15 protein-coding genes are annotated in these 12,270 nt (G+C 38.5%); 2 read left to right on the forward strand and 13 right to left on the reverse strand.

The genetic code is table 11. From position 1 onward, the window contains the following. Nucleotides 1–440 precede the first annotated feature (440 nt). From WB217_RS04685 to WB217_RS04720, 8 genes are all read right to left on the reverse strand, one after another. On the reverse strand, nucleotides 441–1,058 hold the full coding sequence (locus tag WB217_RS04685; RefSeq protein WP_423991106.1) for a hypothetical protein: 618 nt from the start codon (nucleotides 1,056–1,058) through the stop codon (nucleotides 441–443). Continuing rightward, nucleotides 1,042–1,569 carry an RNA polymerase sigma factor gene (locus WB217_RS04690; RefSeq protein ID WP_423991108.1) on the reverse strand — a complete coding sequence of 176 codons (528 nt, stop codon included), beginning with the start codon at nucleotides 1,567–1,569 and terminating at the stop codon, nucleotides 1,042–1,044. The genes WB217_RS04685 and WB217_RS04690 overlap by 17 nt, the downstream gene beginning before the upstream one ends. A 194-nt stretch (nucleotides 1,570–1,763) precedes the next feature. Next, nucleotides 1,764–1,916, reverse strand: coding sequence for a YjcZ family sporulation protein (locus tag WB217_RS04695; RefSeq protein WP_423991110.1), 153 nt, complete (start codon nucleotides 1,914–1,916; stop codon nucleotides 1,764–1,766). Nucleotides 1,917–1,930: 14 nt separating this feature from the next. Then, on the reverse strand, nucleotides 1,931–2,029 hold the full coding sequence (locus WB217_RS04700) for a YjcZ family sporulation protein (RefSeq protein ID WP_423991112.1): 99 nt from the start codon (nucleotides 2,027–2,029) through the stop codon (nucleotides 1,931–1,933). 215 nt (nucleotides 2,030–2,244) lie between these two features. After that, nucleotides 2,245–2,610, reverse strand: coding sequence for a hypothetical protein (locus WB217_RS04705; protein WP_423991114.1), 366 nt, complete (start codon nucleotides 2,608–2,610; stop codon nucleotides 2,245–2,247). Between the two features lie 190 nt (nucleotides 2,611–2,800). Continuing rightward, on the reverse strand, nucleotides 2,801–3,100 hold the full coding sequence (locus WB217_RS04710) for a metal-sulfur cluster assembly factor (protein ID WP_423991116.1): 300 nt from the start codon (nucleotides 3,098–3,100) through the stop codon (nucleotides 2,801–2,803). Nucleotides 3,101–3,354: 254 nt separating this feature from the next. Continuing rightward, nucleotides 3,355–4,833 (reverse strand): UDP-N-acetylmuramoyl-L-alanyl-D-glutamate--2,6-diaminopimelate ligase, encoded by a 1,479-nt coding sequence (locus tag WB217_RS04715; RefSeq protein WP_423991118.1) that lies wholly within the window; start codon nucleotides 4,831–4,833, stop codon nucleotides 3,355–3,357. Between the two features lie 200 nt (nucleotides 4,834–5,033). Then, complete coding sequence (locus WB217_RS04720) at nucleotides 5,034–5,765, reverse strand: protein-glutamine gamma-glutamyltransferase (protein ID WP_423991120.1); 732 nt, start codon at nucleotides 5,763–5,765, stop codon at nucleotides 5,034–5,036. A gap of 302 nt (nucleotides 5,766–6,067) precedes the next feature. Between WB217_RS04720 and WB217_RS04725 the strand changes: the two genes are divergently transcribed. Continuing rightward, complete coding sequence (locus WB217_RS04725; RefSeq protein ID WP_423991122.1) at nucleotides 6,068–6,307, forward strand: hypothetical protein; 240 nt, start codon at nucleotides 6,068–6,070, stop codon at nucleotides 6,305–6,307. Between the two features lie 101 nt (nucleotides 6,308–6,408). Further along, nucleotides 6,409–6,828 carry a pyridoxamine 5'-phosphate oxidase family protein gene (locus WB217_RS04730; protein ID WP_423991124.1) on the forward strand — a complete coding sequence of 140 codons (420 nt, stop codon included), beginning with the start codon at nucleotides 6,409–6,411 and terminating at the stop codon, nucleotides 6,826–6,828. Nucleotides 6,829–6,944: 116 nt separating this feature from the next. Here the strand turns inward: WB217_RS04730 and WB217_RS04735 are convergent, their stop codons facing one another. The 5 genes from WB217_RS04735 to WB217_RS04755 form a co-directional block, all read right to left on the reverse strand. Then, nucleotides 6,945–7,511, reverse strand: a complete 567-nt coding sequence (locus tag WB217_RS04735) for a M15 family metallopeptidase (protein ID WP_423991126.1) — start codon at nucleotides 7,509–7,511, stop codon at nucleotides 6,945–6,947. Between the two features lie 111 nt (nucleotides 7,512–7,622). Beyond that, entirely contained in the window at nucleotides 7,623–8,336 is a 714-nt protein-coding gene (locus tag WB217_RS04740; RefSeq protein ID WP_423991128.1) for a GDSL-type esterase/lipase family protein, read from the reverse strand. A gap of 427 nt (nucleotides 8,337–8,763) precedes the next feature. Beyond that, complete coding sequence (locus WB217_RS04745; RefSeq protein WP_423991130.1) at nucleotides 8,764–9,723, reverse strand: YsnF/AvaK domain-containing protein; 960 nt, start codon at nucleotides 9,721–9,723, stop codon at nucleotides 8,764–8,766. 200 nt (nucleotides 9,724–9,923) lie between these two features. Beyond that, nucleotides 9,924–11,228, reverse strand: coding sequence for a hemolysin family protein (locus WB217_RS04750; protein ID WP_423991132.1), 1,305 nt, complete (start codon nucleotides 11,226–11,228; stop codon nucleotides 9,924–9,926). 299 nt (nucleotides 11,229–11,527) lie between these two features. After that, nucleotides 11,528–12,270, reverse strand: a 743-nt coding sequence (locus tag WB217_RS04755; protein WP_423991134.1) for a TerC family protein, incomplete at its 5' end; no start/stop codon positions are given.

Below are 12,270 nucleotides of genomic sequence, written 5' to 3' on the forward strand. Positions count from 1 at the left end.
CTTTTGTTCTCCAGAACATCCTGCAAGCAGACCAATTAATAAAAATGATACTAGAATTAATGCCAGACCCCTCTTCATGTTTCTCCCCCTGTATATTCAAGTTGATATTTAATACAACCTAACTACTACCCGTTCATAAACATTGATAAACATTTAATTTTTTGGCTATGTAAAATCAGACTTTGATTTCCGCACCAAAGACTCGTTTTCCGCGGGAGGCAGGTAACTCTGTAGAACACAAAGGAAATACGGTAGCATTTTCCAGTAGTCGAGAGTCCCCTCCGCTCCAAACAACAGATGCTATAAAACAACAATTACTTTTAGCACAGCCAATTTTTAAAAAATTTGTTTGTCATCCATTGTTTTGCTCATAACTAATTATTCCAAGTTCAGATGTAAGTCAACTTTTTTAAAAGCTAAATCAAAATAAAAAACGGGTTCTAAAATCGAACCCGTTTTTCGATATCTTCCACTGTTTTTATAATCATACCTGCTTGTTCTGCATCGACTTTAAAGACCTGCTCACCCTTGAGTTCCTTTATATATAATTCTCTTTCATTTATCCAGAGCTTACATTCTGCTGGCTCCCTGCCTTCAAACACAATTAAAAAATCATATATATTTTTTCCAGTTGGGGCATTTGGGACTTCCGTCATTCTATTCAGGGCTTCGTTAATGTTTCCCATCCAAATCTCGTCATCTAAAATTGTTACTCCAACTCTGGTCGGGTTACTTTTAAGGGTAAAATAATGATCTGAATCAGACTTTGACAAATAAGTTCTTACTACTTCCCCTGCTGCAAAATGATCCACTGGTTTCACAGAGGATTGCTGGATATTCAGTGGGTTGATAATTTGGATATACAGGAAACTTGAACTGACCAGCAGCATGGTAATCGTTAAGATTGAGCTCGCCCAACTCCTAAAAAAATCCTTGGACTGTTTATTCGGACTCCCCTTTTCCACTATATTATTATAGGTTTTACGCTTTTGAATCTCAGACCTTGGTATATGATTAAGACTCCTGAAGCTATCTTCAAGTTCAAATGATCTCTTCAATTAATTCGCCTCTTCTCTTTAACTCTTTTTTTAATGCAGCCATTGCCCTGGATGTTGTGATTTTTACTTTATTCTCGCTCCAGCCAAGAATTACAGCAGTTTCCCTTATTGAAAACTCTTTAATTTTCCTTAAAATCAATACTTCTTGATAACTTAGCTTCAAAGATTTAATCGCTTTGTACAAGAGAGAAGTTTTCTCCCCTTTGACGATGATTTCAATTGGTGATGGCTGGTTGGACTGGATGGAAAACTTGTCCAATGAAAAGAAACGCAGCCTGTTCACCCTTCTTAAATAGTCGATTGCGACGTTTCTGGCAATTTTCACTAACCAGGTAAATATTAGTGAATCACCATTGAAATGTTCCAAGTGCTTGTACACTTTTAAAAAGGTTTCCTGGGTCAAATCCTCAGCAACTTCTTTTTTTCCAGTCAGCAATAAGAGATAACCATAAACCTTGTCACTGTACTCCTCGTAAACTTGTTGGAAAAGAATACTGTATTGATCGCGCAAATTTCTCCCCCCTTTTTCCAAACAGTTAGACGAATGAGCGTAAAAAAAGAATCACTATTTTCAGATTTTTTTACTTTATTACAAAATAACAGATTGGTTATTATTTTCCATCATCCTTAATGACTAACTTGAAACTGTTGAACCCTACGAACAGCAAAAAAGTGCTTGGAAAATCCAAGCACTTCCCTTCTTTCTTAATGATGGAAAGAACAACCAACAATAATTAGAAGGATAAACAGAACTACGACTAACACAAAACCGCTGCCATAGCCTGCTCCTCCATAGCCTGCTCCTCCATAGCCGTAACCGCAACAGCCACCGTACATAGTATGACCTCCTTTAAGCATGGATTATTCAATTTTTAGTAACCGTAACCCCAAGACGCTCCGATTATAATTAAGAGAATGAACAAAACAACTAGCAAAGCGAAACCGCCGCCAAATCCGCATGCATCACCCATCGTAACAACCTCCTTTTTTTATGTCCCTATATCCTATTCAGGCATAGACATTTGTGCAATTAAACGCCTGAAAAAAATTGAGCCCATATTCTTTTCATCGAATGAATCGTTTTGTTTTCAGCGGTAATTTTAGGTTTCAAGGAAATCGATTCTGATATTTTTTTTACGAATAGACCATAAAAAAAAGAGCCAATTTGGCTCCTTTCCGCTTTACCCTACCCGATTAGCTGCTCATGATTTTTTGACGCTTCATTCAGGAATTCGTATGTAATTAATGGTTCGACCGGTATTTCCAGCCACCTTGAAACACCGCTCTGGGTAACCTTCTCCATGTACACAGGTTTACAATCTTCAAGCAGACACAGTCTTAATGTTTCAAAGCCATTTAGTGTCATGATTGTTTGTTCGATGTCTTTCTTTTCCTCAGGCGTTGCGAGCACTTTTTCTTTTTTTGGCTCCAACAATACGACAATCAATTCCTTGCGCATCTGTTTTTCCAGTTCCATCCTCGCAAATGCCAATTTTTTTAATGTCCTGTTCAATTTCCATATGCTTATGCCAGCAATTCTTTTTAAGATCATCTTGATGCCTCCAATACTTACCCAACTCTATTCTAAAAGACAATTCGTTAAAAGGTCAAAATATATTGGGGTATGGAAACAATTCCACTATATTTCCTCTAATTGGCTTTTCGCTTTTTTGCATCAATATATACGAAAACAGACTAAAAATGTTACTAAGCGGCAATCTTTTTAGTCTGTAGAATCGCCTTTACAAATCCAGAATATACTTCGCATATCTAGACATTCGGTCTTGTGTCCATTTTGGAGCAGTCACCATCTTTATATCGATCTTATCATAATTGCCAATACGTTCAGCCAGATGTTCCCGAGCAGACAGCGCAATATAATCAGCCAGAAGGCAATCTTCATTCCGGGTGGTCATGACGATTTCAACATCATCATCGTCCTTGACACAAACCTCATATACTAGACCAAGGTTCACAATATCCACTCCAAGCATTGGTTCCTCCACTTCTTCGAGCAGTTTATAAATTTCATTTTTATTCATATTGAGATACCTCCTCCCAGTTATTAAGGATGTGTTGTCACCTTACTTTTATCTTAAAAGAAGCAGGGAAAAAATAGGAGTGACTTACTTCACATTTCATATTATTGTCATTTTAAGAAGAATAATTTGTGTCTTTTTAACTGATGGAGTTTAATTTCTTAGCAATACTGAATTTCTTTTTTGATAAAGTTTCTTTAAAAAAGATTGGATCATCCTATTGCAAAAAAAACAGGCTGTATGTAACTCAGCCTGTTTTAATTAAAGCCAATGACCTTTTCTTTGCTTTTCAATTTTTGCAGATACAATAATGTCTCTTTATCGGATGATGCAGGAAGTTCGTAATCTGATTGGTATTTTTCAGGGCCTTTTCCGGTAATTAGAATCCATTCACCATTCTTGGCATTTTCCCAGGCCAACTGGATTGCCAAAGTCCTGTCGGTGATAATCTGCCCTTTATTGCTGCCAAATTTATCATTGAGATCTTGAAGTTCATTAAGCATTACCTCTGGTGGAACACCATTCAAATCATCAAACGTCAAAATAAATTCGTCGCTCAGCATGGCTGACGCCTTAACCATAGGTTCTCTTTTACTTTTGTCCCTATCTCCACGAAAACCGAATATATGCTTGATTTTCGCAGCATTATGTTCCTTTGCAGCCTGGAGGCAATATTCTATCGCATCCTCTGTATGGGCATAGTCGATAATGAATGTTGCTCCCTCTGGGTGTGATATCATTTCGAATCGGCCAGGCACGCCAGGGAATGAGTTAAGCGCATCGATGATTACCTCCGGCCTGATGCCTATTTTAACAGCAGTTAAAAAGGCCATTGCTGCATTATAAACATTATGCAGGCCAGGTGATGGGAAAGTTACTGTATAAACGGCATTACCAAGTTTAATATCAAATTTAGTTTGTCCATTCAATGTTATGTCCTGTATTTTCAGGTCATTGCCCTCGTCATAACCAATAGAATAGACGGGAATTTCTTTCACTGCAAGCATGCTGGTGAGCTCGTCCCCCCATTCGCTTAATCTGCTGACAATCCCTGCACCATTAGGTTTCATGTAATTATACATAAGCGTTTTTGCTTCAAAATAATCTTCTATTGTTGGATGGTAATCAAGATGATCGTGCGAAAGATTTGTGAATAATCCATAATCTAACTCTAACCCTTCAATGCGGTGTTGCTTAAGAGCGTGGGAAGAAACCTCAAGGATAACGAATTCATCTTTGCTTTTAGCAATCAGTTCCTGAATCTGCAGTGCGTCAGGTGTAGTATTTGAGGGCTTGTACACTTTGCCATTTATAATATAAGACACTGTTCCCAATAATGAGCAGCTTTTACCCGCATGTTCCAGAATGTGCTTCAATATATAAGAGACGGTCGTTTTTCCGTTCGTTCCGGTAATCCCGATTACTTTGTGATTTCTCGATGGATGGTTATAAAATACACTGGCCGCCCTTCCTAGTGCCTTCCTGCTGTCCATTACCTGCACATAAGGAACTGCAAGATTTAATTCAATTTCCCCAATAACGGCAGATGCGCCTTTTTCCAGTGCCTCATTAATAAATTTGTGACCATCTATTTGAAAGCCTGTTATCGCAACAAATAAGTCTCCTGGTTTTACCTTACGGGAATCCATTTGGATTCCGGCAAGATTTGGGTCTTTTTCATTTCTTGCATTTTTTATACAGCCGTCGAGGGCATCAAGCACCTTCGATAATTTCATTGCCAAAAACTCCCTTTTTAACATGCCCATAAATTCCGCAATTGGAATTTAGAAATGTATATATTATGTCTCTTTTTTTATTCCCCCAATTTTTAAAACTATGCCTTCTAAATTCTACGCGATTTTGATTTAAGAAAAATGAGGAATATGAAATAGCAAAAAAGACCAGCACATAGCCAGTCTTTAACACATATATGGGATTATTTGCTTGAAAACTGGGACAAATACTTAAAATTCAACCGGCTATGCTGCTGGAGCATATAAGCTGAAGTTACAGCACCTTCCTTGCGTAGTGTATTAAGTGCTTTAACCATTTCATCTGCAGTTCCAATTCCTACTCCGTGACCAAAATATAAATCCTTGCCAAGATAAACAGCATTCTCTCCTCGCCAAATTGGCTTATCAAAATCTGGATTCATGAAGTATACTACGTCTCCCGGGATAAACTCATTGCCCTCGAGCGTTATGATTGCCAGATCTGAATCATAATTCCAATTCCAGACAAGCAACCCGCCAAATAATTGATTAAAATCACCCAACCTTATTGAATCCAATACAGCTTTATAAAAAATGACCACCATTGCCGTTGAACATTCAAATCCATATTCCTGGCCATTTGAATATATATCATTAATTGCGGTGGAGGGCAGCACATTCGGTTTTAAAAGATAGCCACTGGGGATCCTGGTCCAGTAAACTGGATTGAATTTTGAATAAGTAAATGAAGTAAAAGCGACACCACTGTCTTTTAGCTTCATTGCAGATTCAACAATATTTTCACGCAGCCTTATTTCAAATAGGAGCTGATTGGTGGTTTCATACTCAAACATGGTCAAGTTTCTGTCCAGGTATTCATATATCTCTTTTTGTTTTCCAGATAAACTCTGGAGCTTCTGGCTGCCGAGAGCATCTGGAAACCTGATAATGATCATCACTCTCCCCCTCCATATTCCGTTAATTAGACCCGCATAATTAACTATATGAGGGAAGCGAAGCTATAAGACTTTGATCTGTTCCATGAGTAGCGAAAGTACGTTGCTTGGTTGGTAAAAACACTAATAGAATAGTCTTATTTCCACACTAGTTTCAGATCCAGACAAGAGGGTAATTTTATATTATCACCACAGTTACAATATGCACCCAGGAGACTCCCTGTGTCGCATGAGGAAGCTAGTGCCCTTCAGAGAAAGTTAACAGTCAAGATTAACCCAGCAAAAATAATGAGGTGGTAAAAATGGAAAAGGACAAAAAAAAACCAGTGCCTGTTGATAACACACAAAATATGGACAATCCCGAGCAATATGAAACAACAAAACAAAGTCTTCATGATCGATTCGAAAGCGAATTAACAGTGGATCCAATTCCGATGGAAGATCTTAACCAGGAGAAGAAAGAAGAAAAGGATGGGCATCATACAAAGGACTCATCTTCAAGCGAAAAAAAGTTCAATGTTGATTATGATAATGATTTATAAAATGAAGCCCTGTTCAAACAGGGCTTTTATAATGTGAAAAAGTGGTTTAACTTCTTCATTATCGAGAATATTAAAACCATTAGCCTAAAGGAGGAATCAATATGGACAATCAAAAATTAAAAGACAGGATTTTAAAAGTACTTGGTGAATCAAAGGTCGGCTCGATGGCTACTGTGGAAGGTAATAAACCTCACTCTCGCTACATGACTTTTTTTAATGAGGATTTGACCCTTTACACACCTACCAGTAAGGAAACATATAAAGCTGAGGAGATTGAAAAGAATCCTCATGTTCATATCCTGCTTGGTTATGAAGGGGATGGGATGGGCGATGCCTACATTGAAGTGCAGGGTAAAGCATCTATCAGGGAAGATCAGAATTTGAAGGATAAATTTTGGAACGAGAAAATGGAAAAGTGGATTAAAAACCCGCAAGATCCTAATTTTATTATTTTAGAAATTAAGGCAGATACGATCAGGTTAATGAATGACAATGGTGAACCTGAAACCCTGACACTCTGACAACTGACCTCCGAGGAGATGGAATGAATCCATCTCCTTTTTGCTGATAAATCATAAATCATTTTAAAACAAAAAGGAGGCATCACTTTTACTAGTGATGCCCATGCTTGGTATATTCATTTCTGTGAGGCAGTAAGTGAATCTTCCGGAGGACGTTTCCCCCGCTTCAACTCATTGATCGATAGTCCGAATCGCATTTCTAAATGTGGATAATCCTTAAAATGTGTCCAGTCTCCACCCCATTCAAACCCTAGCTCCTTCGCCAGAGCTACAACTTCCATCCAATCTGATTGCGCATTACCATTACCATCGTATGCTATATCCCAGATTGCTTTACCTTCTGCGGTCAGCAATGCAAAGTCAATCGCCAATCCAAAATTATGAAATGACTCTCCGCCTTTGGCATGTGTAACGATTGAACCATCCGCAGACCTGCCTTTTTCATATAACATATCCTGATCCTGAAAACTGCGGAAACCATCCGTTACTATCACCCTTATTCCTTTATCAGCTGCCTGCTGGATCAATGTTTCTTTATTTTGTTGTACTTTTGGATGCAAATCCTGTGGCAAAGGGACATTTTCATTGATACTTGGATTTATTAGAAATTGATAATATAACAGAAGCGCCATCAATATTAATATGAAAGAAATGAACGCACTTCCAAATAGTTTAATTTTCACGTTTTGCTTCCTTTCACCTAATCTCTTCTTCTATTATTATATAACGAATTACAACCATACAAGGTTTCAAAGAAAAACCTGGCAAAAAGCATTTGCCAGGCAGGTTGGTTTTTAATTAAAATCATATTTCTCTAGAATTCGATCTGCAATCAATTTGTAGCCTTTATCATTCAGGTGCAGTGAATCGCTGAAATAGCTCTTCTTTTCCTTGCCTTTAAACAGATCATTTGTAGGGATATACATGATTTGTTCTTCCTTTTGAATGACTTTAATAATATCCTTGTTCCAATCATCTAAAATGGTTTCTAATTGATCCGAGTCTGGGTACGGGTTATAGAGCCCTAGAAGTAGGATTGGCGCATCTTCATTTCTTTCTTTTAGGATGTTGATAATTGCCTTCAGGTTTTGGAGGTACACTTCCTTGCCTTTATCAATCTCCTCTTGATTGGGATTTTCAAGGTTACCGCCATTGCTGTTAAGTAAATCATTGGTTCCTATAAACAGGATAAAATAATCCGCATCATCGAGCTTGCTGCTTACAGTAATATCTGAGAATTGTTTTAAGATACCCGAAGATTCAAGTCCATATATAGATTCATTGGTAAAATCAAAATCCTCTTTATTTTGTTCATTTAACTTTTTATCCAGTGTATCGATATAACCAGAACCTTTTTCATCACCGAAGCCGTATGTCAGTGAATCACCAAATGCTACTACCTTCTTATCTCCCGGGTGCTTCGCTTGTCTTTCATCATAAATCGAAAAGGCAGCCAGAATCGCTAGTAGAGTAATCAGGAATAAAATAAACGCTGTCTTTTTTCTCATGCTGTTATCCTTTCTCTTTTGATTTCCACCTTTTTTACCCTGTTAACGACACTTTGTAAACATACAGATTCATCCACTGAAAAATCTTCCACTTGCACTAACTTCTGAAATAATGGTATAGTTATTGAGCGATGAGCTGAATTGTGTAAGCCGACTGACACTCCTTTATTGGAAATGCACGATGTGGCGTGCAGTCATTCGCCTCAATACGCAGAAAAGACGCCTTTCGGGGCGTCTTTTCTTATTTCTCTCAAAAATTTTATGGTGAGTTCGGAATACTCGTTCACCGATAATCTTTTTATTCTCTTTAATATATGAAAAAAGCATTTTCAGCTGCATTCGCTTTTCCTTTTCTGGGTCCTCTTTATTACATAATAAAACCGACAGGCATTAAGCCTGTCGGTTTAAATGAGTATTTAACTCTTCATTATCTGTCCTTGAATCCGTCGCGATCAAGGTCGGAGTCATTTACAAGACGATTCTTATCGTTTTTAAGGTCTAAGTCATTTACAAGACGGTCGTCGTCTGTTTGAAGGTGTGCTTCCTCACGCTTAACAGTTTCAACGACTTGTTCAGTATCGGTTACTTCTCGCTTGCCGATGACAAGTTCTTCAGTCACGACTGGCTTTTTAGTGACTTCTACTTTTTCCTCCATGATTGGTACACGGATTGTTTCACCGTCATCGATTACAGTGTCTACATCAGAAACGGCTTCGTTTACTTCACGTCGTTCAACGTAAACTTCTTCACGAGTTACCGGGATATTGACCTTCTGCTGATCTTCGACAACATGCTTGTGCACTTCTACTTCACCAGTCTGGACCGTTTCCTTTGATACATCCAGCTGCTCTTCTCTTAATCTTAAAGTCTGTTCATCAGTATCATAGCGATTTGCATCATACTCACCAGTAACACCTTTATTTGTCAATGTTGTGTCATCATATGCACCTGTAACTCCTGTGTTTGTCAAAGTTGTATCAGCTGCATATCCTGTCTGTCCTGTATTTAAACCAGATGCATTCGTTTCAGCTAACAAGATGATACGGCCAGCTCGTACATCCGCTTCATATTCACTTGCTGCATCGTCTGTCAGTCCAAGGCCAACTAAGCGGTCTGAAATCGATGGTTCGTTGCCTCCAAGATTTCTGTCAGCATCAAATGCTGTCATTAAGCTCTGCCAGAAACCTCCTTCTTTATGATCATAAGTATCATTTGTGCCAAGGTTTTCGGTTGTAACACCAGTTCTGCTCTCAAGTGCTGATGATAGCTCCGTAGTGTCTCCAATGATTGAGAAATCCTGAACTGCATAACCATTGTTTTTGTATTCTTCAATTGCCTCGATTAATTCTGTTTGATTATCGTATACTCCAACTACTTTTTTAGTCATGTGTAATTCCTCCATTTCGTTTTTTACGATTCATCCGGTTGTCCCGGTAATGAAGTTAATACCCACTCCAGGAAGAATTCGAAACATATTTAGAACTTGCCAAAATTAGCCACCGCCACTGATAAATCCAAAGGCTTGCCAGATTGTGTTTTGTCTCACATAAATATTCGAAAAAAATAAAAAGCCCCTTTTAGGAGGCTTTAATCAATTTCTATCCTGGTTACTTCCAAATATAAAATATGATATTCATCGATTTCAATAATTTTAAATAGGTACCCTTCTTCTTCTATTTCATCTCCTATTTGAGCATCAAGATTTTTAGTCATAAACCAGCCGCCAATTGTATCTACCTCTTCATCTGAAAGATGGGTACCAAGCAAATCATTGACCTCGCCAATTAATACTCTTGAACTGAACAAGTAGTGGCCTTCTTTTACTTTCCTGATTTCCGCGATCTCATCTGCATCAAATTCATCGCGAATATCGCCGACGATTTCTTCCAGAATATCCTCGACAGTAACGAGTCCAGATGTACCGCCATATTCATCGATCAATATCGCCATATGGATACGGTCCTTTTGCATTTTCACCAAAAGGTCATGTATCGGAATGGTTTCAATGACACGGATTACGGGTTTTACGAATGATTTCAATATAGATTCCTTGTGCAAATCCTTTTGTGTCAGTTTTGCCGTAAGAATCTCTTTAATATTGATCATGCCCAGTACATTATCCTTTTCGCCTTCAATAACTGGATAGCGAGTATACTTTTCCAGTTGAATTACATCGATGATCGTGTCTATGGTATCAGAAATATCCAATGTGACGATTTCTGTCCTTGGCACCATGATTTCCTTGGCTATCCGCTCATCAAACTCAAAAATATTATTTACATATTTCAATTCATTCTGGTTAATTTCCCCGCTTTCATAACTCTCAGAAAGCAGAATGCGCAACTCCTCTTCAGAAAGTGCCAATTCCTGCTCTGAAGCCGGTTTAAGACCAAACAATCCAGCCAGCAGACGTGCCGAATTATTTAAAATCCATATAAATGGATACATGATTTTATAGAATAAAATAATAGGCTTTGAAAAGGTCATTGTGACGGATTCTGCTTTCTGGATCGCAACTGTTTTCGGCGCTAGTTCCCCCACAACCACATGCAGGAAGGTTACAGAAGCAAACGCAATCCCAAATGATAAAATATGTGATAGAGAAGGATTGAGGTCCCATTTTTGAAAAAGTGGATGTAGCATTGCTTCAACCGTCGGTTCACCCAGCCAGCCCAATCCTAGTGAGGTAATGGTGATTCCAAGCTGACAGGCAGAAAGATACTCGTCTAGATGTGACGTAACATGCTTTGCAGCCTCTGCTCCCTTCTTACCTTCTGAAACTAACTGGTCTATTCTCGAACTTCTAACTTTTACAATGGCAAATTCAGTTGCCACGAAAAAGCCTGTTAATGCGATTAATAGTGCAACTAAAAGCAAATTTGTAATAATCAATGGGCAAGCCTTACATATGTAAGGCGAACACCTCCTATAAAAAAAATAAGTTCATGAATAAAACGTATGGAAATTTAATTATTTTTTTAATATACCCCTATAAAGACCAACTAACGCATAATCGCTAAAAAACACATATCTCGTCTTCTTTTGGAAAATAACAACAGTAAAATTTCTCTACTCTGGAAACAATCATTCTAAAAGATAATCGGCAAATGTAAAAAAGAAACCCCAAAATGCAGCTTACCTTCAAAAGGATAGCTGCACTTCAGGGATTCTTTTACCTAATCGTATTGTATTCAGGAAGCCTTTCTGGCTCCTTCAGTAGTCTTTTCATTTGATAAAAACCAGCCTGCTGCTGCAATACCGACTAGCACTGCATAAAAAGTAAGCTTCCATTCAGATGAGTGTGCAAAGCTTTCACTTAATACACCAATAGCAGGATGGGCAAGTGTAAGCACAGCAAGCTTAACCCCTACCCAGCCAACGATTCCGAATGCGGCAATTTCAAGTCCAGGTCTATTTTCCAGTAGTGTAACAAACATATTTGCAGCGAATCGCATGATGATCAATCCGATCATTCCGCCTGCAAAAATCACTAGAAACTGGCCGCCATCCATTCCGCCAATTTCCGGAAGTGGTGTCTCCGGAAGCACTACAGCCAATGCTACTGCTGCTAAAATTGAATCTACAGCAAAGGCAATGTCAGCCACTTCAACTTTTAAAACTGTCATCCAGAAACCGCTCTTTTTCGCTGTTTCTTCTAACGGCTTCTCATCCGAATGCTCTATTTTCTTAAAGATGGTTTTCCGGAGAATATGGTTCACTGACATAAACAATAGATACAGTGCGCCGATGGCCTGAACCTGCCATACATCCACAAGGAACGAAATAATGAATAGTGATGCGAATCGGAAAACAAATGCACCGGCCAATCCATAAAATAAAGCCTTTTTCCTTTTTTCCTCTGGCAGGTGCTTCACCATGATCGCGAGGACAAGTGCATTGTCTGCTGCTAGCAGCCCTTCCATAACGATGAGTA

Origin of the sequence: Mesobacillus sp., from assembly GCF_049588175.1 — a bacterium.
GTDB lineage: Bacteria > Bacillota > Bacilli > Bacillales > Cytobacillaceae > Mesobacillus.

Bases quoted from the DNA above. Each gene is read 5' to 3' on its own strand.
- WB217_RS04695 (WP_423991110.1), bottom strand. From the start codon at position 1,916: ATGCTTAAAGGAGGTCATACTATGTACGGTGGCTGTTGCGGTTACGGC.
- WB217_RS04700 (WP_423991112.1), bottom strand. From the start codon at position 2,029: ATGGGTGATGCATGCGGATTTGGCGGCGGTTTCGCTTTGCTAGTTGTT.
- WB217_RS04705 (WP_423991114.1), bottom strand. From the start codon at position 2,610: ATGATCTTAAAAAGAATTGCTGGCATAAGCATATGGAAATTGAACAGG.
- WB217_RS04710 (WP_423991116.1), bottom strand. From the start codon at position 3,100: ATGAATAAAAATGAAATTTATAAACTGCTCGAAGAAGTGGAGGAACCA.
- WB217_RS04715 (WP_423991118.1), bottom strand. From the start codon at position 4,833: ATGAAATTATCGAAGGTGCTTGATGCCCTCGACGGCTGTATAAAAAAT.
- WB217_RS04720 (WP_423991120.1), bottom strand. From the start codon at position 5,765: ATGATCATTATCAGGTTTCCAGATGCTCTCGGCAGCCAGAAGCTCCAG.
- WB217_RS04725 (WP_423991122.1), top strand. From the start codon at position 6,068: ATGGAAAAGGACAAAAAAAAACCAGTGCCTGTTGATAACACACAAAAT.
- WB217_RS04730 (WP_423991124.1), top strand. From the start codon at position 6,409: ATGGACAATCAAAAATTAAAAGACAGGATTTTAAAAGTACTTGGTGAA.
- WB217_RS04740 (WP_423991128.1), bottom strand. From the start codon at position 8,336: ATGAGAAAAAAGACAGCGTTTATTTTATTCCTGATTACTCTACTAGCG.
- WB217_RS04745 (WP_423991130.1), bottom strand. From the start codon at position 9,723: ATGACTAAAAAAGTAGTTGGAGTATACGATAATCAAACAGAATTAATC.